22 protein-coding genes are annotated in these 23,727 nt (G+C 60.5%); 10 read left to right on the top strand and 12 right to left on the bottom strand.

From position 1 onward, the window contains the following. Positions 1–6: 6 nt before the first annotated feature. Positions 7–612: a cold-shock protein gene (locus ACWNZ1_RS15890; RefSeq protein WP_135846917.1), complete on the top strand. Its 606-nt coding sequence runs from the start codon at positions 7–9 to the stop codon at positions 610–612. A gap of 71 nt (positions 613–683) precedes the next feature. On the opposite strand, the gene ACWNZ1_RS15885 is transcribed toward ACWNZ1_RS15890, so the two are convergent. Further along, entirely contained in the window at positions 684–890 is a 207-nt protein-coding gene (locus tag ACWNZ1_RS15885; RefSeq protein WP_135846918.1) for a SlyX family protein, read from the bottom strand. A 4-nt stretch (positions 891–894) separates the two neighbouring features. Then, entirely contained in the window at positions 895–1,320 is a 426-nt protein-coding gene (locus ACWNZ1_RS15880) for an HIT family protein (RefSeq protein WP_135846919.1), read from the bottom strand. Positions 1,321–2,167: 847 nt separating this feature from the next. Here ACWNZ1_RS15880 and ACWNZ1_RS15875 point away from each other — a divergent pair. Continuing rightward, positions 2,168–3,424 (top strand): OprD family porin, encoded by a 1,257-nt coding sequence (locus ACWNZ1_RS15875; RefSeq protein WP_256453646.1) that lies wholly within the window; start codon positions 2,168–2,170, stop codon positions 3,422–3,424. A 163-nt stretch (positions 3,425–3,587) separates the two neighbouring features. Here ACWNZ1_RS15875 and ACWNZ1_RS15870 read toward each other — a convergent pair whose 3' ends face one another. After that, positions 3,588–4,430, bottom strand: a complete 843-nt coding sequence (locus tag ACWNZ1_RS15870) for a mechanosensitive ion channel family protein (RefSeq protein ID WP_256453647.1) — start codon at positions 4,428–4,430, stop codon at positions 3,588–3,590. Positions 4,431–4,592: 162 nt separating this feature from the next. After that, complete coding sequence (locus tag ACWNZ1_RS15865) at positions 4,593–5,078, bottom strand: YajQ family cyclic di-GMP-binding protein (protein ID WP_135846922.1); 486 nt, start codon at positions 5,076–5,078, stop codon at positions 4,593–4,595. Positions 5,079–5,221: 143 nt separating this feature from the next. Between ACWNZ1_RS15865 and ACWNZ1_RS15860 the strand changes: the two genes are divergently transcribed. From ACWNZ1_RS15860 to ACWNZ1_RS15850, 3 genes are read left to right on the top strand one after another with little or no spacing between them, the layout of a single operon-like run. Next, a complete protein-coding gene (locus tag ACWNZ1_RS15860; RefSeq protein ID WP_256453648.1) occupies positions 5,222–6,139 on the top strand; it encodes a putative 2-dehydropantoate 2-reductase in 918 nt (305 codons plus the stop codon). A gap of 46 nt (positions 6,140–6,185) precedes the next feature. Further along, on the top strand, positions 6,186–8,222 hold the full coding sequence (locus tag ACWNZ1_RS15855) for a sensor histidine kinase (protein ID WP_135846924.1): 2,037 nt from the start codon (positions 6,186–6,188) through the stop codon (positions 8,220–8,222). Between the two features lie 2 nt (positions 8,223–8,224). Continuing rightward, positions 8,225–8,806 carry a cob(I)yrinic acid a,c-diamide adenosyltransferase gene (locus ACWNZ1_RS15850; RefSeq protein WP_256453649.1) on the top strand — a complete coding sequence of 194 codons (582 nt, stop codon included), beginning with the start codon at positions 8,225–8,227 and terminating at the stop codon, positions 8,804–8,806. Positions 8,807–8,932: 126 nt separating this feature from the next. Here the strand turns inward: ACWNZ1_RS15850 and ACWNZ1_RS15845 are convergent, their stop codons facing one another. From ACWNZ1_RS15845 to secA, 4 genes are all read right to left on the bottom strand, one after another. Then, positions 8,933–9,877, bottom strand: coding sequence for a Nudix family hydrolase (locus ACWNZ1_RS15845; protein WP_135846926.1), 945 nt, complete (start codon positions 9,875–9,877; stop codon positions 8,933–8,935). Further along, a complete protein-coding gene (locus ACWNZ1_RS15840) occupies positions 9,874–10,506 on the bottom strand; it encodes a glutathione S-transferase family protein (protein WP_256453650.1) in 633 nt (210 codons plus the stop codon). Before ACWNZ1_RS15840 ends, ACWNZ1_RS15845 begins: the two co-directional genes overlap by 4 nt. 168 nt (positions 10,507–10,674) lie before the next feature. After that, entirely contained in the window at positions 10,675–11,892 is a 1,218-nt protein-coding gene (gene argJ, locus ACWNZ1_RS15835) for a bifunctional glutamate N-acetyltransferase/amino-acid acetyltransferase ArgJ (RefSeq protein ID WP_135846928.1), read from the bottom strand. A gap of 118 nt (positions 11,893–12,010) precedes the next feature. Next, positions 12,011–14,746, bottom strand: a complete 2,736-nt coding sequence (secA, locus tag ACWNZ1_RS15830) for a preprotein translocase subunit SecA (RefSeq protein ID WP_135846929.1) — start codon at positions 14,744–14,746, stop codon at positions 12,011–12,013. A 294-nt stretch (positions 14,747–15,040) separates the two neighbouring features. On the opposite strand from secA, the gene ACWNZ1_RS15825 reads away from it, so the two are divergent. Further along, on the top strand, positions 15,041–15,496 hold the full coding sequence (locus tag ACWNZ1_RS15825) for a DUF721 domain-containing protein (protein ID WP_135846930.1): 456 nt from the start codon (positions 15,041–15,043) through the stop codon (positions 15,494–15,496). Positions 15,497–15,559: 63 nt separating this feature from the next. Here the strand turns inward: ACWNZ1_RS15825 and ACWNZ1_RS15820 are convergent, their stop codons facing one another. Continuing rightward, positions 15,560–17,047 (bottom strand): helicase HerA-like domain-containing protein, encoded by a 1,488-nt coding sequence (locus ACWNZ1_RS15820; RefSeq protein WP_135846931.1) that lies wholly within the window; start codon positions 17,045–17,047, stop codon positions 15,560–15,562. 218 nt (positions 17,048–17,265) lie between these two features. On the opposite strand from ACWNZ1_RS15820, the gene ACWNZ1_RS15815 reads away from it, so the two are divergent. The 3 genes from ACWNZ1_RS15815 to ACWNZ1_RS15805 are packed head-to-tail and all read left to right on the top strand — an operon-like array spanning position 17,266 to position 20,133. Beyond that, a complete protein-coding gene (locus ACWNZ1_RS15815; RefSeq protein ID WP_178084276.1) occupies positions 17,266–18,357 on the top strand; it encodes a glycosyltransferase family 4 protein in 1,092 nt (363 codons plus the stop codon). 16 nt (positions 18,358–18,373) lie between these two features. After that, positions 18,374–19,141 (top strand): DUF2334 domain-containing protein, encoded by a 768-nt coding sequence (locus ACWNZ1_RS15810; protein WP_256453651.1) that lies wholly within the window; start codon positions 18,374–18,376, stop codon positions 19,139–19,141. Beyond that, positions 19,138–20,133, top strand: coding sequence for a lysylphosphatidylglycerol synthase transmembrane domain-containing protein (locus tag ACWNZ1_RS15805; protein ID WP_135846934.1), 996 nt, complete (start codon positions 19,138–19,140; stop codon positions 20,131–20,133). The genes ACWNZ1_RS15810 and ACWNZ1_RS15805 overlap by 4 nt, the downstream gene beginning before the upstream one ends. 4 nt (positions 20,134–20,137) lie before the next feature. On the opposite strand, the gene ACWNZ1_RS15800 is transcribed toward ACWNZ1_RS15805, so the two are convergent. Continuing rightward, positions 20,138–20,311, bottom strand: a complete 174-nt coding sequence (locus ACWNZ1_RS15800; protein ID WP_178084277.1) for a hypothetical protein — start codon at positions 20,309–20,311, stop codon at positions 20,138–20,140. A gap of 57 nt (positions 20,312–20,368) precedes the next feature. Further along, positions 20,369–21,217: a formyltetrahydrofolate deformylase gene (purU, locus tag ACWNZ1_RS15795; protein ID WP_135846935.1), complete on the bottom strand. Its 849-nt coding sequence runs from the start codon at positions 21,215–21,217 to the stop codon at positions 20,369–20,371. A gap of 306 nt (positions 21,218–21,523) precedes the next feature. Between purU and mvaT the strand changes: the two genes are divergently transcribed. After that, the gene (gene mvaT, locus ACWNZ1_RS15790) at positions 21,524–21,901 is read left to right on the top strand and encodes a histone-like nucleoid-structuring protein MvaT (protein ID WP_003205091.1); all 378 of its coding nucleotides are present in this window, start codon (positions 21,524–21,526) and stop codon (positions 21,899–21,901) included. A 92-nt stretch (positions 21,902–21,993) separates the two neighbouring features. On the opposite strand, the gene sbcB is transcribed toward mvaT, so the two are convergent. After that, a complete protein-coding gene (gene sbcB, locus ACWNZ1_RS15785; protein WP_135846936.1) occupies positions 21,994–23,421 on the bottom strand; it encodes an exodeoxyribonuclease I in 1,428 nt (475 codons plus the stop codon). Positions 23,422–23,727: the final 306 nt, after the last annotated feature.

Below are 23,727 nucleotides of genomic sequence, written 5' to 3'. Positions count from 1 at the left end.
ATCAAAATGTTGAAAATCGTCCACTTGCTAATGGGCGCAGCTGCCCTGCTGCTGTCCTTCATCCCTAGCCTGGGTTCCGAAGCCACACCTTACCTGCAACATCCCGATGCGCTGTACCTGGCCTTTTTCGGCCTGCTCAACCTGACCCTCGCACCTGTTATCCCTTACTGGAACAAAGGTCCACGTCATCAACTGCAAAACCTCGTCAGTGCCCTGCTGGTGCTGGCCGTTGCCGTGCAAACCCTGGCCCTGCTGGCCCCCATGCCGGAAATCGCCGGTCAACCGGCCATCCTGCTCAGCCTGGCTGCGGCCCTGCTGGCGGTAGCACTGCACCTGGCCGTCAGCTTCTACAAGAAGTCGTCACCCGCCGCCGCGCCGCAGAACTACGACATGTCCAACCGCGATACCGGCACCGTGAAGTGGTTCAACACTTCCAAAGGGTTTGGTTTCATTTCACGCGACTCCGGCGATGATATTTTCGTGCATTTCCGGGCCATTCGTGGCGAAGGCCACCGCGTCCTGGTAGAAGGCCAGCGCGTGGAGTTCTCCGTGATGAACCGCGACAAGGGCCTGCAGGCCGAAGATGTGATCGCCGCGCTGCCGCGCCGCTGATCCAAGCGTAAAAAAACCGCGATGCAGCCAGGCTGCTCGCGGTTTTTTATTGCCTGCCAATCAGGGCGGGGTCAGTAATGAGGCGGTGGTGCTTCCTCTTCGAAGGATTCGAATTGCCCGGCCATGTCTTCCTGGCGCTTGAGCAACGCTGCCATCTGCAGCTGCAAACGCTCGACAACGCGCTGCTGCTCCACCAGCACGTCGTTCAATGCCTGGATGGTGTCATCCTGAAACGCCAGGCGGCTTTCCAGATCGGTTACACGCGCTTCAAGGTTCATGGTTTCAGCCCTCCAGAAACTTGAAATCATTGGCGAGGGCCACTCGCAAGCGTTCGCGAATGGCCGTCACCTGTTCGGCATTATACGGCTTGGCCGGATGCTTGCCCCAGACCGGCGCGGGCCAGGCGGCATCATCGCGCTTGCGCACGATGACATGCATGTGCAATTGACTGACAACGTTACCCAAGGTTGCAACGTTCATCTTATCGGCGTCGAACGAATCCTTGAGGGTTTCGGCCAGCGCCGTGGTTTCTTTCCACAGTTGCTGTTGATCGGCGTCATCCAATTGAAACAATTCGCTGATATCTTCCCGCCGCGGCACGAGAATGAACCACGGGTAATTCGAATCGTTGGACAAGAGCAACCGGCACAGCGGGAAATCACCGATGGGCAATGTGTCTTGTTGCAATCGTGGGTCTAAGGCAAACACCGCGTACTCCTCGTTATTGATTCTGCCCGGCTCAGCGCCTCGCAGGCCTGCATCAGGCACAGACCCGCAGCATACCTGCGAACGCCAACGCGTTCACTGTGCGCTCCAACTGGCATTAACACGGGCAACGCGCGCACCAACACAGCGCAACAGGTCCCGCAAACGCCTGAGACGACCATCCCAGGGGTTGCGCTAAGCGCTGCCGCTGTAAAATTATCGTACAGCTTGAAAATTTTTTGCACCAAAACAGCACAACGCGTCTACGCTCAGTGCACGAAGCATCCGGGATTTACTCACTGGCAGGGTGAACCGGTAACGTTTTTGGTGGTCTCGCGACATTTGTGCGCCCCAAACACGAGAGCTACACGGCAGTCAACCCTATTTAAAACAAGGCCTTTGGAGCCCGGTTTCATGAGGTTTCACCACGTCAAAACACAGAATGTGAAAAAAACGTGAACAAAATCCGGGTTTGAGCATGCTTGTTGCATTCATCCCAGACATCGCCAGCAAGGTGTCGCCGGAAGCGAAAACCAGCTGGCCTATAAATAAAGTGGCAAGGTTGCCCTCAAGGAGCTTCAAGCGCAGTAACAAAGGACTCTTTACACCGTCGCCGGAAAAAAGAAGCAACTTCGAGTTGTGAGTCCGATTGCGCCGGAACAGCCGAAATACGACATGGATCGAGCCATTGGCGACATGGTCGTAAAGAAGCTAAAAGGTTGGATGGGCAAGTATCGCCAATAATGTCGTCGTGATATAAGTTTGCGCCGACACAAAAAGAAAGAGCCGCCCAGATAAAAAAACAGGTGGGACGGCAGTACTCTTCTAAAAACCAAAGGAGCAAATCACGATGCGCGTGATGAAGTGGAGCATGATCGCACTGGCTGTTTCGGCCAGTACCTCGCAGTTCGCAATGGCCTCTTCCCAGGAAGAATCCAAGGGCTTTTTTGAAGATCAGAGCTTGAATGTTCTGAGCCGCATGCTGTACATGAACCGCGACTTCAAGAACGAACCAAGCACTCGTCAAAGTTATCGTGAAGAAGCCGGCCTTGGCGTTCGCGCCATCTACGAGTCGGGCTTCACCCAAGGTACCGTTGGTGTAGGCGCTGACGCCTTCGCATTCGGCTCCGCCCGTTTCGACGGTGGTACTGGTCGCGCCGGTAACGGCCTGTTCGCTCAGGACAGTGATGGCAACCTGGAAGAAACACAATCGAAGATTGGCGGCGCGGTTAAGTTCCGTCTGTCCGACACCGTTCTGAAATACGGCAACCAGTTCACTACCAGCCCGGTTTTCTCTACTGACGACAGCCGTCTGCTGCCAGAAGTTGCTACCGGTACGCTGATCACCAGTAAAGAAATCAAAGGCTTGGAGCTGAGCGCAGGTCATTTCAACGCCATCAGCTCGCAAACTGGCATGGGTGATGACGGCCTTGGCCTGAAATCCGCTGACATTGCCGGTGCAACCTACCAGTTCACCGACAATTTCGTAGCCGGCGTAGCGGCTTCCGACGTCGAAGATCACTACAAAAAGAAATACCTGAACCTGAACTACACGTTGCCGATCAACGAAGATCAGTCGCTGAACTTCGACTTCAACGGTTATGACAGCAAAGACCAAGGCCAGAAGCTCAGCGGCGAAGTTGACAACCGCATCTGGTCCCTCGCAGCAGCCTATGCCATCGGCGCCCACAAGTTCACCCTGGCTCACCAGCGCTCCACCGGTGATACCGGCTATGCGTACGGCGTTGACGGCGGCGGTACCATCTTCCTCGCCAACTCCATCCAGTACTCCGACTTCAACGGTCAGGACGAGCGCTCCTGGCAGGCTCGCTACGACCTGAACATGAAAACTTACGGCGTTCCTGGCCTGAGCTTCATGACCCGTTATGTCACTGGTGACAACATTTCCACTCCTGATGGGGAAGCAAAAGAGCACGAGTGGGACTTCGAAACCAAATACGTTCTGCAAAGCGGTCCAGCCAAAGACTTGTCGTTCCGCCTGCGTAGCGCGTTCTACCGCACCAACAGCTCTTATACTGCCGCCGTTAACAACCGCGACAACAATGACTTCCGCTTCATCGTCGAATACCCACTGAGCATCTTGTAATTCAGTGCTAATTCGATAGCTGCACCCGCAACAAACAAAAACCGCTCACCTGATCCAGGTGAGCGGTTTTTTTGTATCCGCTACATATCAACGCTACGACAACTTATAAATAGCAAGCTAACTAAACATAACCTGACCCTAACGCCAGGTTATATTCAAATCGTTATTGCGGTGCCCCTTCCTGGACCACCCGAATAACCCGCTGCGGAAACGGAATATCAATACCCGCTTCTTTCAAACGATCCCGGGCCTGTTCATTGAACATGAACATCACGCTCCAGTAATCCGCCGTCTTGACCCAAACCCGCAACGACACCGTGATCGAACTGTCGCCCAAAGTGGAAATCACCGCTTCCGGCGCCGGCTCGGCCAAGACGCGCTCATCCTTGGCCAAATCCAGCAACACCTGCTGGGCCTTTTTCAGGTCGGCCTGGTAATCCACGCCCACGTCGAACACGACTTTGCGGGTCGGCTGGCGATTGGTGTTGGTGATGATGCCGTTTGACAGGTTGCCGTTGGGCACGATGACGGTCTTGTTGTCACCGGTGCGAATCACCGTGTGGAAGATCTGGATGCTGTCGACCGTACCGGCCACACCCTGGGCTTCGATCCAGTCGCCGATACGGAACGGACGGAACAGCAGGATCAGCACGCCGCCGGCGAAGTTCGCCAGGCTGCCCTGCAACGCCAGGCCGATGGCCAGGCCGGCGGCACCGATGGCGGCGACGAATGAGGTGGTTTCCACACCGATCATCGACGCGACGCTGACGATCAGCAGTATTTTCAGGATGATGTTTGCCAGGGTACTGATAAACCCTTGCAGCGCCAGGTCAGCGTTACGCAGTGCCAGCAAAGCACCCAGTTTTTGCGTCACCTTGTTGATCAGCCACCAGCCGATGGCCAGGGTGATGATCGCCAGCAGCACCCGGCTGCCATATTCCATGATCATGGGGATCCAGGTCTGGGAAGCCTTGACCAGGTTGTCCACTTCAGCGTTCAAGTCCATCTAATTCTCCTTTGTTCCTGTTACCACGAAAGACCTGCAGAGACGCGTTGTGGCGAGGGAGCTTGCTCCCGCTTGGGTGCGTCGCGCCCACCTACTAAGGGGCTGCTACGCAACCAGCGGGAGCAAGCTCCCTCGCCACAGTGTCTCCATACAACTGAGGTATCAGTCGCGAAAGTTATTGAACTGCAATGGCATGCCGAATTCCTTGGCCCGCAGTGCCGCGATGGCTTCCTGCAAGTCGTCACGCTTCTTGCCGGTGACGCGCACCTGCTCGCCCTGGATGGCGGCCTGTACCTTGAGCTTGGCGTCCTTGATATGAGCGACGATTTTCTTCGCCAGTTCCTTGTCGATGCCTTCCTTGAGCACGGCTTCCTGCTTCATCAGCTTGCCCGAGGCATAGGCATCCTTGACCTCAAGGCACTGCACGTCGATCTTGCGCTTGACCAGGGCCAGCTTGAGGATCTCGATCATCGCCTCGAGCTGGAAATCGGCCTCGGCGGTCAGGTTGACGGTCAGGTCCTTTTCCTTGAACTCGAAACTGCCCTTGCCCTTGAGGTCATAACGACGGTCGAGTTCCTTGACGGCGTTTTCAACGGCGTTGGTGACTTCGTGTTTGTCCAGTTCGGATACCACGTCGAATGACGGCATGTAGTGTTCTCCAAATAAAAAGGCGCGCCCGTAACGAAGGCGCGCACTTGGCTTGTGGTTAAAATCGGGCTCATTATAACGGGTCTTTTCTTGCCGATACCGCGAGCCCCTCAGATGCCTGCGCCAAACCGAGTAAAAAACTGATGTCCACCACCTGGCATGTCCTCGGGGCCGGCAGCCTCGGCACCTTATGGGCCACCCGCCTGGCCCGGGCCGGCCTGCCGGTGCGGCTGGTGCTGCGCAACGAAACCCGCTTGCAGGCCTATCGGGCCGCCGGTGGCCTGACCTTGGTGGAACAGGGCCAAGCGCAGTGTTACCCGGTGCCTGGCGAAACGGCGGTCAGCCCCGAGCCGATCAACCGCCTGCTGGTGGCCTGCAAGGCCTATGATGCGGAGGCGGCCGTGGCCTCGGTGGCCCATCGCCTGAGCGCCGAGACGGAACTGATCCTGCTGCAGAACGGCCTCGGTAGCCAGGATGCGGTGGCCAATCGCGTGCCCCAGGCCCGTTGTATCAGCGCCTCCAGCACCGAAGGCGCGTTCCGCGACGGTGACTGGCGCGTGGTGTTCGCCGGCCACGGCTACACCTGGCTGGGCGACCCCGCCCACCCGGTAGCACCGTTCTGGCTGGATGACCTGAGCGCCGCCGGCATTCCCCACCAATGGAGCGCCGACATTCTCACGCGGCTCTGGCGCAAACTGGCGCTCAACTGCGCGATCAACCCACTGACCGTGCTGCATCACTGCAAGAACGGCGGCTTGCAGACGCATCACTGTGAAGTGGCAACCTTGTGCGCCGAACTCACCGATCTGCTGGAGCGCTGTGGTCAGCCGGCGGCAGCCGAAGACTTGCCGAGCGAAGTCGAACGGGTGATCCAGGCCACCGCCGCCAACTACTCCTCGATGTACCAGGACGTCGCCAACGGCCGCCGCACCGAAATCAGCTACTTGCTCGGCCACGCCTGCAAGGTCGCCCAGCGCCATGGGTTGACGGTGCCGCACCTGGAACAGCTGCGCCAGCGATTGATTGGGCACTTGAACAACCTCGGATTGCCCAGCGACTGAGCAGCGGCTACGCTGGCCCTCGTGTTCCTTTTTTGCGACGAGCCTGATGCCATTGCGCCAGCACCTTGAAAACCTCCCGGTCGGCCAGAAACTGCTGGCCGCCCTGTTGGTGTTGTTGACCACTGTCCTGCTGGTGGCCAACCTGACCTTTATCAGCGCCGCCTATTACATTTCCCAGGAAAGCATGGCGCCCCAGGCCCTGCAGACCATCGGCCGGCTGGTGGCCAATCCGAGCCTGATCTCCGATGCCCTGCAATCGCCACAAAATGCCAAGCGCCTGCTCGATGAGCTCAACAGCTATGCACCGCTACGGGCAGCGGCGCTGTATGACGGCCAGGGCGAACGCCTGGCGCAATTGCAACATGCCGAAAAACTCAAGCTGCCGGACCATTACCGCTATATGCAGGCCTGGCAGGCCGGTGAATTTCGCAGCAACCAGGTCATCACCCTGCCCCGCCCCGGTACGGAGCCGGGCCACCTGTTGCTGGTGGCCAGCAGCGAACTGCCGACGGCGTTCTACACCGGCACCCTGACCGCCAGCCTGGGCATCCTGATTTTCAGCGTGTTGTTGTGGCTGATCATTGCCCAGCAGATCAAACGCCTGATCACCCAGCCGATCCATCAGCTCGAAGAACTGTCGCGCCAGGTCACCCGCGAGGAGAACTATTCCCTGCGCGCCGCTCGCGGCAACCACGATGAAATCGGCAGCCTGGCCGAGGCGTTCAATACCATGCTCTCGCGCATCGAAGCCCGGGAACAACAACTCAAGCGCGCCCGGGATGACTCCCAAGCTGCCTACGACCAGGCCCAGGGCCTGGCGGAAGAAACCCGCCACACCAACCGCAAGCTGGAGCTGGAAGTCCAGGTGCGCAGCAAGATCGAAAAGAAGCTCACGGGTTTTCAGAACTACCTCAACAGCATCATCGACTCCATGCCGTCGGCGCTGATCGCCCTCGACGAGCAGCTCTACGTCACCCAATGGAACCAGGAAGCCAGCGCGCTCTCCGGAACTCGGCTGGACGAGGCGCTGAACCAGCCGATCTTCCTCGCCTTCGAACCGCTCAAGCCCTACCTGCCGCAGCTCAAGCAAACGGTCGAGCAGCACACGGTGGCCAAGATCGAACGCGTCACCTGGACCAAGGACGACGAAGCCCGACACTACGCCCTCACTTTCTACCCGCTGATGGGCGGCGCCGGGCGCGGGGTGGTGATCCGCATCGATGACATCACCCAGCGCCTGTCGTTGGAAGAAATGATGGTGCAATCGGAAAAGATGCTCTCGGTCGGCGGCCTCGCGGCGGGCATGGCCCACGAGATCAACAACCCGCTGGGGGCGATCCTGCACAACGTGCAGAACATCCGCCGACGCCTGTCGCCGGAACTGCCCAAGAACCTCGAACAGGCCGAGCAACTGGGTATCGAGTTGCAAGAGGTCAATCGCTACCTTCAGGGCCGGGAGATCCCGCAACTGCTCGACGGCATTCAACAGGCCGGCGCCCGGGCCGCGAAAATCGTCACCCACATGCTCAGCTTCAGCCGTCGCAGTACCCGGCAGATGGCGCCGTGCGACCTGCCAGCGCTGATCGACCAGGCGGTGGAAATCGCGGGCAACGACTTCGACCTGGCAATTGGTTTCGACTTCAAGGGCCAGGCGATCATCCGTCAGTTCGACCCAAACCTGGGCCCGGTGCCTGGCACGGCCAACGAGCTGGAGCAGGTGCTGCTCAACCTGCTGAAAAACGCCGCCCAGGCGATCCACCAACGCCAGGACGACAGCGAGCCAGGGCGTATTATCCTGCGCACGCGATTGAATCCGCCGTGGGCGGAGATCCAGGTCGAGGACAACGGCATCGGCATGAGCGAGAACGTGCGCAAGCGCACCTTCGAGCCATTTTTCACCACCAAGGAAATCGGCCAGGGCACCGGCCTGGGGCTGTCGGTGTCGTATTTCATTATCACCAATAATCACAAGGGCCAGATGGAAGTGCAGTCGGCGCCAGGCCAGGGCACCTGCTTCACCCTGCGCCTGCCCCTGGCGGGCACTTCGATGGTGGCGCAGGAAAACAAGCAACTGGAGCGCTGAGCATGGGTTTTCGCCTGTCGAAGATTTACACCCGCACCGGCGACAAAGGTGAAACCGGGTTGGGAGATGGCCGCCGCGTGGCGAAGGATCACCCTCGGGTCGAGGCCATCGGTGAAGTGGATACGCTGAACAGTCAGCTGGGGTTGCTGCTGGCCGGCCTTGCCGCTGAAATGGGTCAATACCCGGCGCTGAAGGAGGTCATCGACGTGCTGACGCCCTGTCAGCATCGGTTGTTCGACCTGGGCGGTGAACTGGCGATGCCAGCCTATCAAGCACTGACCACGGCGGAAGTCGAGCGCCTGGAAGCGGCGATTGATGTGTGGAACGAAGAACTGGGGCCGCTGGAAAACTTCATCCTGCCCGGTGGCTCGACACTGATTGCCCTGGCTCATGTCTGCCGCAGCCTGGCCCGCAGCGCCGAGCGCCGTTGCCAGCAGTTGAACGCCGTGGAACCGTTGGCCGGGCCGGGGCTGGCCTATATCAATCGGTTGTCGGACCTGTTGTTCGTGGCGGCGCGGGTCATCGCCCGGCGGCAGGGGGTGGCGGAGGTGCTTTGGGTGGCGGCGGCCAAGCCTGAGGGTTGATCACAGAGGTGTATCGTTTGTGAGTTCCTCATCGCGAGCAAGCTCGCTCCCACAGGGACCTACTGGGTGACATATTACTGTGGGAGCGGGCTTGCTCGCGAAGGGGCCAGCAGCCACACCACAAAATCAAGCCTCAGGCCAAAACGCCCGAATCCCCGCCACACCCTGCGCCCCGGCCTCCCAGGCCTTTTGCCGTTCGCCAGGCCCGACCCCGCCCAACAGATAAACCGGCTTGTTGAAACCCTCGACCAGCCGTGCAACCTCTTCCCAACCCAACGGTTGAGCGTCTGGATGGGTCTGGGTCGGTTGCACCGGAGAAAGCGTGACGAAGTCCACGTCCATCTGCAGTGCCAGGGACAGCTCCTCGGCGTTGTGGCAGGAGGCCGCCAGCCAGCGATCTTTGCCGAAGGGGCGCCCTGCCGCCGCATGCTTGCGCAGTTGCGCAGCGGTGATGTGCCAGCCGGCGGAGGGGAAATCCCCCAACCATTCGAACGGTCCCTTGAGCATCAACTGGGCCTTGCCGGCACACAGCCCCACCGCGTCCACCGCCAGATCGCGATATTGCGGGTCGTAGCCGTTGGGCGCGCGTAGCTGGACCAGTTTGATCCCGCCGGCGATGGCCTTCTGCATGCCTCGCAGCAGGGCCGGTGTTTCGAGGCCTTCAGGCGTGATCAGGTACTCACTCGGCAAACGGGCTGCCGCGACGATCGGCTGGTTGGCCGCCGGAAACTCGTAGTTCGGCAGATCCCGGGCCGCGACCCAAGCCAGCGGTTGCCCTTCGGCGCCATGGGGCTCGCCGGTGAACGCCGAGACTTCCCAGACATCCAGCAATACCTGTTTGTCCGGGTAGTCGTGGCGCACTTTGATCAGTGGCCGCGCCGCGCCGACCACAATGCCCAGCTCTTCCTGAAGTTCCCGGGCCAGGGCGGTTTCGACGGACTCATCGGCCTCGACCTTGCCACCGGGAAACTCCCACAGGCCGCCCTGGTGCTGAGTGTCGGCCCGACGGGCAATGAGGATTTTGCCAGCAGCGTCACGAATGACCGCCGCCGCTACATGTATTCGTTTCACCGCGCAGTGTCCTCCAGGCCGGCCTGTTGCCACGCCTTGAACGCCGGCCATTGATAAAGGGTTTCGACATAGGCCGCATCGACTTCCGGCAGTTCCACCTGATAAGTGCGCAGGCGCACGGCAATCGGCGCGAAAAACGCATCGGCCAGGCTCAAGCTACCGAACAGGTAGGGACCGCTCTCGGTGGCCGCGGCTCGGCATTCAGCCCACAGCGCCAGCATCCGCTGGATTTCCGCCTGGACTTCCACCGGCACGGGCGACAGCGGCGCATCGCGGAGCAAGTCAAAGGGCATGTTGCTGCGGATGGCGAAGAAACCGCTGTGCATTTGTGCACAGGCCGAACGTGCCTGGGCCCGAGCGGCAACATCCTTGGGCCAGAGACCGGCGCTGGGGAACTGTTCGGCCAGGTATTCGGCAATTGCCAGGGAGTCGGCAATCACACCGAACTCGGTCTTGAGCAACGGGACTTTGGCGGTGGCTGAATACTTGAGCAGTTTCTCGCGGGTGTCCGGCTGGTCGAGCCTGACCAACTCTTCGGTGTACTTCGCGCCGGTCAGCGCCAGGGCCAAAGCGCCGCGCATGGACCAGGAAGATAGATCTTTGTCGCCGATGATCAGGTGCAGGCTCATGTGGATTCCTTTCTTGTGGAGCAAACTGTGGATCTGGCAGGCCGCCTTCGCGAGCAAGCCCGCTCCCACAATGGATTTACGGTGTGAACACGTTTTATGTCACCCAACAAATCCCTATGGGAGCGGCGGTGCGGCGATCCGACTTGCTCGCGAATGGGACGACTCGGTTTAAGTTCGATACTCAGCGTTGATCTTCACATACTCGTGGGACAGGTCGGTAGTCCAGATGGTTTCGCTGCAATCACCACGCCCCAGCTCGATGCGGATGGTGATTTCTTCCTGTTGCATCACTGCCGCACCCTGGGCTTCGGTGTAGGTCGCAGCGCGAGCGCCCTGGCTGGCAATGCAGACTTCACCCAGGAACACGTCGATCTTGCTCACGTCCAGCTCCGGCACGCCGGCACGGCCGACGGCGGCGAGGATCCGGCCCCAGTTTGGGTCGGAGGCGAACAACGCGGTCTTGATCAGCGGCGAGTGCGCCACGGTGTAGCCGACGTCCAGGCATTCCTGGTGATTACCACCGCCGTTGACCTGCACGGTCACGAACTTGGTTGCGCCTTCACCGTCACGGACGATGGCCTGGGCCACTTCCATGCACACTTCGAACACGGCCTGCTTCAGGGCCGCGAACAGCGGACCGCTGGCCTCGGTGATCTGCGGCAGGTTGGCCTTGCCGGTGGCGATCAACATGCAGCAGTCGTTAGTCGACGTGTCGCCATCGATGGTGATGCGGTTGAACGACTTGTTGGCGCCGTCGAGCATCAGGTCTTGCAGCACCTGCCGGGAGACGTTGGCGTCGGTGGCGATATAGCCGAGCATGGTCGCCATGTTCGGACGAATCATGCCTGCGCCTTTACTGATGCCAGTGACGGTGACGGTCACGCCGTCGTGCTGGAACTGGCGGCTCGCGCCCTTGGGCAGCGTGTCGGTGGTCATGATGCCGGTGGCGGCCGCAGCCCAGTTGTTTTCCGACAGGTCATCGAGCGCGGCCTGCAGCGCGCCTTCGATCTTCTCGACCGGCAGCGGCTCGCCGATCACACCCGTGGAGTACGGCAGCACCTGGCTGGCGTCGACACCGGTCAGCTCGGCCAGCTTGGCGCACGTGCGCTCGGCGGCAGCCAGGCCTGGCGCACCGGTGCCAGCGTTGGCGTTACCGGTGTTGGTCAGCAAATAACGCACCGGCCCCTGCACACGTTGCTTGGCCAGGATCACCGGCGCCGCGCAAAAGGCGTTGAGGGTGAACACGCCGGCAACCGTCGAGCCTTCGGCGCAACGCATCACCACGACATCCTTGCGCCCGGGGCGCTTGATACCCGCCGAAGCGATACCGAGTTCAAAACCGGCAACCGGGTGCAACGTTGGCAACGGACCAAGACCAACAGCCATGAATGCGCTCCTCAAATAGATGTATATCGGCACCGTCTTTAATCGAAACGGTGGATCAAAATGGCAAAACGCCGCGATGGTGAGTCGCGGCGCGGGTCATTCAGCGTTGAAACGGGGGTTATTGGATCTGCCCGTGGCAATGCTTGTATTTCTTGCCCGAACCGCAATAGCACAGTTCGTTACGGCCCAGCTTCTGCTCGTTGCGCACTGGCGCGGTCGCCAGCGCGACATCCACATCGACGCCCTCCTCGGCTACCACGTCCAGGCCAGGGGCTTGGGCGTGTTCGAATTGCATGCGTGCGGCCAGGGCTTCGGCTTCCTGACGCAGGCGGGCTTCTTCTTCGGCCGGGTCTTCGCGGCGGACCTGAACGTGGGACAGCACACGGATCGAGTCGCGCTTGATCGAATCCAGCAGCTCGGAGAACAGCGTGTAGGACTCGCGCTTGTACTCCTGCTTCGGGTTCTTCTGGGCGTAGCCACGCAAATGGATGCCGTGACGCAGGTGATCCATGGTCGACAGGTGGTCTTTCCACAAGTCATCCAGGACCCGCAACACAATCTGCTTCTCGAACGAGCGCAGCGCTTCGGCGCCGGCCTGGTCTTCTTTCTCGTTGTACGCGGCGATCAGCTCGGCCAGCAGCTTCTCGCGCAGGGTTTCTTCGTACAGGTGATCGTCTTCGTCGAGCCATTGCTGGATCGGCAATGCCACGCCGAAGTCGCTCTGCAACGCAGCTTCCAGACCGGCGACGTCCCACTGCTCAGGCAGCGACTGCGGCGGAATGTGAGCGCTGACGGTGGCGTTGAGCACGTCCTGGCGGAAATCGGTGATGGTCTCGCCAATGTTGTCGGCGGCCAACAAACTGTTACGCATGTGATAGATCACTTTACGCTGTTCGTTGTTGACGTCGTCGAACTCGAGCAGTTGCTTGCGAATGTCGAAGTTGCGGCCTTCGACCTTGCGCTGGGCCTTCTCGATGGCGTTGGTCACCATGCGGTGCTCGATCGCCTCGCCCGGCTGCATGCCCAGGGCCTTCATGAAGTTCTTCACCCGGTCAGAGGCGAAGATACGCATCAGGCTGTCTTCCAGGGACAGGTAGAAGCGGCTGGAACCGGCGTCGCCCTGGCGACCGGCACGGCCACGCAGCTGGTTGTCGATACGGCGCGATTCATGACGCTCGGAAGCGATCACCTGCAAACCGCCGGACTCCAGCACTTGCTGGTGACGCTTCTGCCAGTCGGCCTTGATCTGCGCGATCTGCTCGGGGGTCGGGTCTTCCAGGGTAGCGACTTCCACTTCCCAGTTGCCGCCCAGCAGGATGTCGGTACCACGGCCGGCCATGTTGGTGGCGATGGTCAGCGCACCCGGGCGACCGGCCTGGGCGATGATTTCGGCTTCTTTCTCGTGGAACTTGGCGTTGAGGACCTTGTGCTCGATGCCTTCCTTGTTGAGCAAGGCGGACATGTGCTCGGAGGTTTCAATGGTGGCGGTACCCACCAGGATCGGACGACCCTGGGCCATGCCTTCCTTGATGTCGTTGATGATCGCCGCGTATTTCTCTTCGGCGGTCAGGAACACCAGGTCGTTGTAGTCTTTACGGGCCAGTGGCTTGTTCGGCGGAATCACCACCACTTGCAGGCCATAGATCTGGTGGAACTCGAACGCTTCGGTGTCAGCGGTACCGGTCATGCCGGACAGCTTGTTGTACAGGCGGAAGTAGTTCTGGAAGGTGGTCGAGGCCAGGGTCTGGCTCTCGGCCTGGATGTTCAGGTTTTCCTTGGCTTCGATGGCCTGGTGCAGGCCCTCGGACAGACGACGACCCGGCATGGTACGGCCGGTGTGTTCGTCCACCAGCACGACCTGGCCGTCCTGCACGATGTATTCGACGTTGCGATGGAACAGCTTGTGGGCTCGCAGGCCTGCATAGACGTGGGTCAGCAGGCCCAGGTTGTGGGCCGAGTACAGACTCTCGCCTTCGGCCAGCAAGCCGACACGGGTGAGCATTTCCTCGACGAACTGGTGACCGGCTTCGTTGAGCTCGACCTGGCGGGTCTTCTCGTCAACGGTGTAGTGCCCGGGCTGGGTGACTTCGCCTTCGACTTCCTCGACGTGCAAGGTGAGCTGCGGGATCAGTTTATTGATCTCGATGTACAGCTTGGAGCTGTCCTCGGCCTGACCGGAAATGATCAGTGGGGTACGGGCTTCATCGATGAGGATGGAGTCGACTTCGTCGATCACGGCAAAGTTGAGTTCACGCTGGAATTTTTCTTCCATGCTGAACGCCATGTTGTCGCGCAGGTAGTCGAAACCGAATTCGTTGTTGGTGCCGTAGGTGATGTCGGCAGCGTAGGCGGCGCGCTTCTCTTCCGGCGGCTGGAACGGCGTGACGACGCCGACGGTCAGGCCGAGGAATTCGTAGAGCGGGCGCATCCAGTTGGCATCGCGGCGGGCCAGGTAGTCGTTGACCGTTACCACGTGCACGCCCTTGCCGGACAGTGCGTTGAGGTAGACGCCCAGGGTGGCCACGAGGGTCTTGCCCTCACCGGTACGCATTTCGGCGATCTTGCCTTCGTGCAAGGTCATGCCGCCGATCAACTGAACGTCGAAGTGGCGCATGCCCATGATCCGCTTGCCGGCTTCACGGGCGACCGCAAAGGCTTCGGGCAGGAGCTGGTCAAGGGTTTCCCCCTTGGCGATGCGGTCCTTGAATTCGGCAGTCTTGGCGCGTAACTGATCGTCCGAAAGGGCCACCATTTGCTCTTCGAAGGCATTGACAGTCTGTACCGTCTTGAGCATGCGTTTGACTTCACGCTCGTTCTTGCTTCCAAAAAGTTTCTTTAACAAAGGCGCAAACATATCGGCAGGATCTTCCACACTAAAGGGATGGAGGGCGGCCCCATGAGTCGCCCGAGCAGCCCTCATGGCCGCATGCGAACGAGCATTCTACCCGGAAACGATGGAGAGGAAAGTGGCGTTATTCCACGATGCTGGCACAGCGCTGTGACGGGGCCTCCCTAAAATAAGGGCTTTTGCGCGAACTTCAACCCACAAAGCACAGAAGTTACGCGTTGATTGGGCGGGCGACAGCGGTCGAGGCGGCCTCGGCGCTTTCTGCTACCATGGCGCCTCTGTCACTTGCGGTATTCATTCATGGCCTTTCGCCCTCTTCCAGCCAAGGCTCCCGCCGTCCTGCTGCGCGAAGCCAAACCGCTGAAAGCCATCTTCGGCCACGCCAAACGCCTGGGCCACTTGCAGCGCCTGCTCGACAGCCAGTTGCAGCCGGCCGCCCGCGAGCATTGCCACGTGGCGTCCTGGCGCGAAGGCAGTTTGTTGCTGATCGTCACCGACGGCCATTGGGCCACGCGCTTGCGTTACCAGCAAAAGCGCCTGCTGCGTCAATTGCTGGCGTTCGAAGAGTTCGCCAACCTGACGCGGATTCTGTTCAAGGTCCAGCCGCCCACGGTGCAGGTCGGCGTCAAGGGGCATACGCTGGATTTGTCCACCGATGCCGCCGCGACGATCCAGGCCACGGCGGATGGCATCAGCGACCCCAACCTGCGGGCAGCGCTGGAGCGGTTGGCGGCGCATGCCAGGCCCAAGGACTGAGATTTTCATTGCCTGTTGGAACGCCATCGCGAGCAAGCTCGCTCCCACAGGTTGAGTCCAGACCTACCGGCGCTTGCTACCCCCCAGCAACGACCCCATCAACCCGCGCACCAATTGCCGCCCCAACTGATTGGCCGCCTGGCGCATCGCCGACTTCAAAGCCTGGCCGGCAGCCGTGCCAAGAAACTCCCCGGCTTTCTCGGTGAAGCTCGGCTCTTCGGCCGTTGGCTTGCCCGAGGCCTCTTCTGCCTGCGGCTCCAGCCCCTTGCGCCCCATCAGCACTTCATAGGCCGATTCGCGATCAATGGGTTTGTCATAACGCCCTTGCAATGGCGAACTGGCAATCAGCCCGGCGCGCTCGGCCTCGGTCAGTGGGCCAATGCGCGACTGCGGTGGCGCCACCAGCACGCGCTGGACCACTTCCGGCGTGCCTTTTTCCTGCAAGGTGCCCACCAGGGCTTCACCGATGCCCAGTTCAGTCAGCACCGCCAGGGCCTCGAACTGCGGGTTCGGCCGGAAACCATCCGCCACCGCCCGCAACGACTTCTGCTCCTTGGCGGTAAAGGCCCGCAGGCCATGCTGAATGCGCAACCCCAACTGCGCCAGCACGTCGTCTGGCAAATCCCCCGGTGACTGGGTCACGAAATACACCCCGACGCCCTTGGAGCGAATCAGCCGCACCACTTGTTCCAGCCGCTCCTGCAAAGCCTTGGGCGTGCCGGCAAACAGCAAATGCGCCTCATCGAAGAACAGCGCCAGCAGCGGTTTGTCCGCATCGCCGCGCTCAGGCAATTGCTCGAACAGCTCGGCCAGCAGCCACAGCAGGAACGTTGCGTAGACCTTGGGGGCTTCGTGAACCAGACGGCTGGCGTCGAGCAAGTGGATGCGGCCGCGACCATCGCTGGCCGGTTGCAGGATGTCTTCGAGTTGCAAGGCCGGCTCGCCGAACAACGCGTCCGCGCCCTGCTGCTCCAGGGTGGACAAGCGTCGCAACAAGGCTTGGCTGGAACCGGTGGTCATCAGGGCCGCATCGTCGCCCAGCAACTCGGGGTTGTCCTTGAGGTGATTGAGCAGCGCCTTCAGGTCCTTGAGGTCCAGCAGCAACAGGCCTTCGCGGTCGGCGACCTTGAAGGCGGCGTACAACGCCGATTGTTGGCTGTCCGTAAGCTCCAGCAGGCTGCCGATCAGCAAGGGGCCCATTTCACTCAGCGTCGTGCGCAACGGATGACCGGATTGACCGTGGATGTCCCACAAGGTCACTGGATAAGCCTGAGGCTTGTGGCCGAGCCAGGGCATGCCGGCGATACGCTCGGCGACCTTGCCCTGGGGATTGCCAGCGGCACCGAGGCCGCACAGATCACCCTTGATGTCCGCGGCGAACACCGCCACGCCGGCATCGCTGAAGGCTTCGGCCAGGCGCTGCAAGGTGACGGTCTTGCCCGTGCCGGTGGCGCCCGCCACCAGACCATGACGGTTCGCCAGGCGCATGGCTTGGGCGATGGGCTGGCCGGCAAGGTCGGCCCCGATAACGAGTTGCGATGAGTCAGGCATGTGGTCACCCGTGGTATTTGCGATATGACGCCATTTTGCACGCTTATATAAAAGCACATGTGGGCGCGGGCTTGCTCGCGAAGAGGCCATCACAAACACCTATCACCTCACTGACACCCCACCTCCACAACCCCAACCGAACATCTATTCTTACTAAAGGTCAACACAGGAGAACACAGACCGGAGGGACGTTCATCGTGCATATAGCGGACATAACCATGTTCTACGCCCCCGCCAGCGGAGGCGTGCGAACTTATCTGGATGCCAAGCACCGGCGCCTGGGTGATCGGCCCGGGATTCGCCACAGCCTATTGATCCCCGGCGCGCATTTGAGCGAGCACGATGGGATCTACAAGGTTCCAGCCCCCGCACTGCCGTTTGGCAAGGGCTATCGTTTCCCACTTCGCCTGGCACCCTGGCGTAATGTCCTGCGTGATCTGCAGCCGGATCTGATTGAAGTCGGCGACCCCTACCTCACCGCCTGGGCCGCCCTGGATGCCCGGCGCCAGCTCGATGTACCCGTGATCGGCTTTTACCATTCCGACCTGCCGCTGCTGGTGAGCAACCGCATGGGTAACTGGTTCACGCCCAATATCGAAGCCTATGTCAGCAAGTTGTACGGTAATTTCGACCGGGTCCTGGCGCCGAGTCAGGTCATGGCCGACAAACTGACCGGACTGGGCGTCAAGAACGTCTACGTGCAACCGTTGGGCGTGGACCTGCAAACCTTCAACCCCACCGCCCGCGACCCGGGGCTGCGGGCCGAGCTGGGCATTGCCGAAGACACGCGCCTGCTGATTTTCGCCGGGCGCGGTTCCAAGGAAAAAAACCTGCCGGTGCTGCTCAAGTGCATGAAACGCCTGGGCGAACGCTACCACCTGCTGCTGGTGGGCTCCTCGATGCCTGCCGTGGTGCCGGACAATGTCACGGTAGTCGACGAATTCTGCCCGGCGCCGCAAGTCGCCCGGCTCATGGCCAGCGCCGACGCCCTGCTGCACGCCGGTGATCAGGAGACCTTCGGCCTGGTGATTCTCGAAGCCATGGCCAGCGGGATTCCCGTCGTGGCAGTGGCGGCCGGGGCCTTCACCGAAATCGTCCATGAAGACTGCGGCCTGCTGTGCACGCCCAACAATCCACAGGCCATGGCCAACGCCGTGCGGCAACTCTTCTCTGAAGGCTGTAAACGTCGTGGTGTATTGGCGCGCCGGCATGTGGAGCATCACTATGCCTGGGATACGGTGGTCAACAGCCTCTTGGGCCATTACCACTCGGTGCTGGGCGAACAACTGCCACTGTTGGCCAACGCGTGAGGCGAGGTCCGTGTCGATGAATCACTCGCCCAGCGTGTTATTGGTGCTGCACGACGTGGCACCGCAAACCTGGCCCGACTACCAGCCCTTCGTCGAGGCCGTCGACGCCCTCGGTCACGTGCCGATGACCTGGCTGGTGGTGCCGGACTTTCACCGCAGCAATGCCCTGGAGAATCATCCAGGCTTTCGGCGCCTGCTCGACAGCCGGGTCGAGCGCGGCGACGAATTGGTGCTGCATGGCTATTACCATTGCGACGACGGTCCGCTGGCCCTGCATCCCAAGGACTGGTTCATGCGCCGGGTCTATACCCACGAAGGCGAGTTCTACAACTTGTCCGAGCAAGCCGCCCTCGCCCGCCTGCGGGCCGGCATCGAAACCTTCCAGCGTTACCACTGGCCGTTGGAAGGCTTCGTTGCACCGGCCTGGCTGATGAGCGAAGGCACGCGCCAGGCCTTGCGCCAGTTGCCCCTGAGTTACACCAGCGATAGCCAACACCTTTATCGCCTGCCGGACTTCAGCCCTATCAACGCCCCGGGGCTGGTCTGGAGCGCTCGCAGTGCCTGGCGCCGTGGCCTGTCGAAAATCCTCAGCGACCAGCGTGAACAGCGCTGGCGCCAAGCCCCGGTGATTCGCCTGGGCCTGCACCCGGTGGACATGCGCCACGGATTCTCCCGGGACTATTGGCTGCGAACCCTCGAACGCCTGCTCAATGACGGCCGCGTACCACTGACCAAAGCCGGCTGGCTGGCGACCCAGGGGCTACAGGTCAGCAGCGCCGCATGAAACGGCTGATCTGGCTGGCCGTCGCCCTGCTCACGGCGTTGTTGGTTCCGCTGCTGGTGGGCGGCGGGGAGATGTGGTCACGGGTGCAACGCTTTCCCGTGTCGCTGCTGTTGCTCATGCTCGGCATGATTGTGCTGTGCTGGGGCCTGAACTCAGTGCGCCTGCGCCTGCTGCTGGGCGAACATCGCGGGCGCATCGGCGGGCTGAAAAGCATGGGCGTGGTGATGTCCACCGAGTTCGCCATGTGCGCGACGCCCGGCGGCAGTGGCGGGCCGCTGACGCTGATGGCCCTGCTGGCGCGCAACGGCGTACGCCCGGCCCATGGCAGTGCGGTGTTTGCCATGGATCAGTTGAGCGACCTGCTGTTCTTCCTATGCGCCCTGGTCGGCATCCTGTTTTACGCGCTGTTCCAGAACCTCAGCCAGCGCCTGGAATGGATGCTGATGTTGAGCGCGGTTTCATTGTTTGGCGGACTGTTGGCCTGTGTACTGGTGGCCCGCTACCACCGCCGGCTGATTCGGCTCAGCGCTCGGCTGCTGTGCCATTTGCGCGTAAAGAGCAGCACCCGCCGCCGCTGGGCGCGCAAGATCCTGCACTTTTTGGCGGCGTTTACCGACACCTTGAAGTTGCCGCGACAGACCCTGTTCCAGGTCTTCGGCCTGACGTGCCTGCATTGGGCACTGCGCTATAGCGTGTTGTACCTGGCGTTGAAAGGACTGGGGGCGGATGTGCAGTGGGCCTGGAGTTTCCTGATCCAGATGCTGTCCTTGAGCGCAGGGCAGTTCAGCCTGCTACCGGGCGGTGCCGGGGCGGCAGAGTTGACCTCGGCGGCGCTGCTGGCGCCCATGGTGGGCAAATCCACCGCGGCGGCGGCGATTCTGATCTGGCGAGCAGTGACCTATTACTTCTACCTGGTGGCCGGCGGGCCGGTGTTCTTTTTGATGGTCGGGCGACCGTTGATCAAGAAGCTGATCAAGCTCAGACAGGCGTGACCGATCACGGCTTCTGTTCGGGCTCGTCCTGGGGATGCAGTTGCTCCCACAATTGCGCGGCGTCGGGAAACTCAGTGCCGTCTTCCGGGCCCAACGCGTCAGGGTCGTAACGGCTGAGGCAGCCCTCACCCAGGGTCGCCGGCGCTCGGGAAGTGGCTTTGTCCAACGGATCGGTCATCGCGAGCCTCATGTAAAAGGGCCTGGCGATCGCTCGTCCAGGCCCTTTGAGTGTAAGTCAGAACACCACGGTCTTGTTGCCGTGCACCAACACCCGATCTTCCAGGTGATATCGCAAGCCCCGCGCCAACACCATCTTCTCCACGTCGCGACCGAAACGAACCATGTCTTCGATGCTGTCGCTGTGGCTGACGCGCACCACGTCCTGCTCGATGATCGGGCCGGCGTCGAGCTCTTCGGTCACGTAGTGGCAGGTGGCGCCAATCAGCTTCACGCCGCGCATCGAGGCCTGGTGGTACGGCTTGGCCCCGACGAACGACGGCAGGAAGCTGTGGTGGATGTTGATGACCTTATGGGCGTATTCGCTGCACAAGGCCGGCGGCAGGATTTGCATGTAGCGCGCCAGCACCACCACCTCCGCCTCGTGCTGCTTGACCAGCCGCGAGACTTCGGCGAACGCCGGCTGCTTGTCCTGCGGGTTGACCGGTACGTGGTAGTACGGGATGCCGTGCCACTCCACCATGCTGCGCAAGTCGTCGTGGTTGGAAATCACACAGGCGATGTCGCAATCGAGCTCATCGCTGTGCCAGCGGTGCAACAGGTCCGCCAGGCAATGAGATTCACGACTGGCCATCAGCACCACGCGTTTTTTCTGCGCGGTGTCGGTGATGCGCCAGTCCATCGAGAACTCTTCGGCAATCGGTGCGAACGCCTCACGAAAAGCTTCGATACCAAAGGGCAGCGAGTCGGCACGAATCTCGTGACGCATGAAAAACCAGCCGCTGTGATTGTCCGAGTGATGGCTTGCTTCAGTGATCCAGCCGTTATGGGACGCCAGAAAGTTACTGACTTTAGCAACGATGCCGACGCGGTCCGGGCAAGCAATCACCAGCCGAAAAGTGCGCATTAGGGGAACTCCAGAACTTCGCAAAGGCGGCCATTCTAGCCATTGCGCAGCAAAACTGCAGTATCGATGACGCACCGCGCCCCTCGCGACAACCCCAGGCCGCGAACGGCGTGGCCTGGGGCGGCAAGCTATAATTGCAAACAGATGTGAGACGGCATTGCAGTATTTAACTGCAATGCCCATTTTTGTGGCAGTGCACTAATTAATTAAATAAAACACGGCTTAAATGTTTACTTGATGAAACTGTCTGATTACTATTGTCGCACTGTGTCCTTGTCACCCCGCGTCCTACATAAGGTAGTCCCCATGTCCTTGATCAATGAATACCGCGCCACTGAAGAAGCCATCAAAGAACTGCAAGCCCGTCTGAAAAACCTGTCCCAAGACGACAAACTGCAAACCGAGCTTGAATTCGAAGGCAAACTGCGCACGCTGATGGGCGAGTACTCCAAGTCCCTGCGCGACATCATTGCCCTGCTGGATCCAGAAGCCAAGTCGAGCAAAGCCCCTCGTGGCGCGGTAAAAACTACCGGCACCAAGCGCGCTCGCAAAGTTAAGCAATACAAAAACCCGCACAACGGCGAAGTCATCGAAACCAAAGGTGGCAACCACAAGACCCTGAAAGAGTGGAAAGCCAAGTGGGGCGGTGACGTGGTTGAAGGCTGGGCAACCCTGCTGGGTTAAGCCTCACCGGTTCGCATCGCTCTTTGCGAACACAATAACGCCAGCGTTTGCTGGCGTTTTTTTATGCCGGTCTTTTATTTCCTGGCACGGCCTCAAAGGCTTAAGCGTTTACGCAATTGCTGGCTGTAGCCCTGCCATTCAATGAGTACCTCTCGCTGCAATGGCGTAGAGAGGGACATCCACTCTCTCATTGCCTCATCAAAACTGTTCAAGGTATTAGGCGCTCCCCACTCCGCAGAAGACAGACGTTGTTGACAGAAAAGTCTCCAGCGCCCCTGCTCTTCGGGATTCAACGTGTCTGGAAAGTTGCGCGCACGATATCGAAACAATAATTCCGGCAAACGCTCGTCATCGAAAGGCCAGTGTTCTTGCGCCAACTGAGCTGGATCCGAAATGCGAACTTGCTCACATAAACGACGATCGCGATCGCCGATGAAGCCTGTGTATAACTGTTGCTCGGGATCCTCACTGGCAGTGAAATCCTCACGACCATAAATAGCCTGAAGTTTGTCCTGCCAAACTTTCTGTGCGTCAGTTAGTCGCAACGCCCGCTGCTGATAAGCGTCCATGTCCAGTTGCAGCCGCTGCTGGTCCTCGGCGCGCAGCACCGACAACGGCGCAATCACCGGGCACTTGTTGATATGAATGAGTTTGAGGGGCACTGGCAATTCCCCTTCAAGCAGCTCTTCACGGCGGGTATATAAACGCTGGCGCAGAATGTCCGCATCGTGCTCCAGCAAGCCCTGGGGGTCCAGGTGCAAGTCGCAGACAATCAGGGCGTTGCGGTTTTTCGGGTGCCAGGCCAGTGGCAGGACCACACCGATATAGTTGCGCGCAGCCGAGAAACGCCCGGAAATATGCACCATGGGCTGCAGCAGGCGGATCTGGTCCATCACCTTCTGTTTGCTGCGCAACTGGAACAGCCAGTCGTAGAGTCGTGGCTGTTTTTGGCGAATCAGCCGGGCCAGGGCGATCGTTGCACGCACATCTGACAACGCATCGTGCGCCTGGCCATGGTCGATGCCGTTGGCGGCGGTCAGGCGCTCGAGCTTGAGCGTGACGCGACCCTCCTCTTGCGGCCAGACAATGCCGTCGGGGCGCAACGCATAGGCGGCGCGCACCAGGTCGATCAAGTCCCAACGGCTGTTACCGCCCTGCCATTCCCGCGCATAGGGATCAAAAAAATTCCGATACAGGCTGTAGCGCGTCATTTCATCGTCGAAGCGCAAGGTGTTGTAGCCGGCGCCACAGGTGCCGGGGGCGGCCAGTTGCGCGTGGACCCGGGTCATGAAATCGGCTTCGCTCAAGCCTTTTTCGGCCAGGCATGCCGGGGTGATACCGGTGATCGCACAGGCTGCCGGATGGGGCAGAATGTCATCGCTGGGCTGGCAGTAGAGATTCACCGGCGCGTCGATTTCATTGAGTTCGAAATCGGTACGGATACCTGCCACCTGCAAGGGCCGATCGCAACGCGGGTTGATACCGGTGGTTTCGTAGTCGTACCAGAAGATGGAAGTCACGGGCAGTTCCTGAGCTGAAGACTGGCGAAGTCTAGGCGCTCGCACCTGCCTGCGGCCAGCGCTCCTGTAACTTTTGAAATCAATCCGGGACCTGGGGCAAGCGCAAGATCCATAAACACCCGAGGACCCAGTCTGGGAGCGAGCTTGCTCACGATGACGCCTGCATATTCAACATCGATGCAGCTATCGCGAGCAGGCTCGCTTCCACAGGGGGACCTGCGGTGAATGCAGGGTCTGTGGACTCCCGAGAACAAGGCAGCTGGAGGCTACAGACTGTGCTCGCCCGCTCAATCCTGTTGAATCCAT

The organism is Pseudomonas sp. CFBP 5748 (assembly GCF_053850495.1).
This window is presented reverse-complemented; position numbering and strand designations above follow the sequence as displayed.

Bases quoted from the DNA above. Each gene is read 5' to 3' on its own strand.
- ACWNZ1_RS15805 (WP_135846934.1), top strand. From the start codon at position 19,138: ATGAAACGGCTGATCTGGCTGGCCGTCGCCCTGCTCACGGCGTTGTTG.
- ACWNZ1_RS15815 (WP_178084276.1), top strand. From the start codon at position 17,266: ATGTTCTACGCCCCCGCCAGCGGAGGCGTGCGAACTTATCTGGATGCC.
- argJ (WP_135846928.1), bottom strand. From the start codon at position 11,892: ATGGCTGTTGGTCTTGGTCCGTTGCCAACGTTGCACCCGGTTGCCGGT.
- ACWNZ1_RS15840 (WP_256453650.1), bottom strand. From the start codon at position 10,506: ATGAGCCTGCACCTGATCATCGGCGACAAAGATCTATCTTCCTGGTCC.
- ACWNZ1_RS15870 (WP_256453647.1), bottom strand. From the start codon at position 4,430: ATGGACTTGAACGCTGAAGTGGACAACCTGGTCAAGGCTTCCCAGACC.
- ACWNZ1_RS15800 (WP_178084277.1), bottom strand. From the start codon at position 20,311: ATGACCGATCCGTTGGACAAAGCCACTTCCCGAGCGCCGGCGACCCTG.
- ACWNZ1_RS15865 (WP_135846922.1), bottom strand. From the start codon at position 5,078: ATGCCGTCATTCGACGTGGTATCCGAACTGGACAAACACGAAGTCACC.
- ACWNZ1_RS15820 (WP_135846931.1), bottom strand. From the start codon at position 17,047: ATGCCTGACTCATCGCAACTCGTTATCGGGGCCGACCTTGCCGGCCAG.
- ACWNZ1_RS15810 (WP_256453651.1), top strand. From the start codon at position 18,374: ATGAATCACTCGCCCAGCGTGTTATTGGTGCTGCACGACGTGGCACCG.
- secA (WP_135846929.1), bottom strand. From the start codon at position 14,746: ATGTTTGCGCCTTTGTTAAAGAAACTTTTTGGAAGCAAGAACGAGCGT.
- ACWNZ1_RS15890 (WP_135846917.1), top strand. From the start codon at position 7: ATGTTGAAAATCGTCCACTTGCTAATGGGCGCAGCTGCCCTGCTGCTG.
- ACWNZ1_RS15855 (WP_135846924.1), top strand. From the start codon at position 6,186: ATGCCATTGCGCCAGCACCTTGAAAACCTCCCGGTCGGCCAGAAACTG.
- ACWNZ1_RS15885 (WP_135846918.1), bottom strand. From the start codon at position 890: ATGAACCTTGAAGCGCGTGTAACCGATCTGGAAAGCCGCCTGGCGTTT.
- ACWNZ1_RS15860 (WP_256453648.1), top strand. From the start codon at position 5,222: ATGTCCACCACCTGGCATGTCCTCGGGGCCGGCAGCCTCGGCACCTTA.
- mvaT (WP_003205091.1), top strand. From the start codon at position 21,524: ATGTCCTTGATCAATGAATACCGCGCCACTGAAGAAGCCATCAAAGAA.
- ACWNZ1_RS15875 (WP_256453646.1), top strand. From the start codon at position 2,168: ATGCGCGTGATGAAGTGGAGCATGATCGCACTGGCTGTTTCGGCCAGT.
- ACWNZ1_RS15850 (WP_256453649.1), top strand. From the start codon at position 8,225: ATGGGTTTTCGCCTGTCGAAGATTTACACCCGCACCGGCGACAAAGGT.
- purU (WP_135846935.1), bottom strand. From the start codon at position 21,217: ATGCGCACTTTTCGGCTGGTGATTGCTTGCCCGGACCGCGTCGGCATC.
- ACWNZ1_RS15825 (WP_135846930.1), top strand. From the start codon at position 15,041: ATGGCCTTTCGCCCTCTTCCAGCCAAGGCTCCCGCCGTCCTGCTGCGC.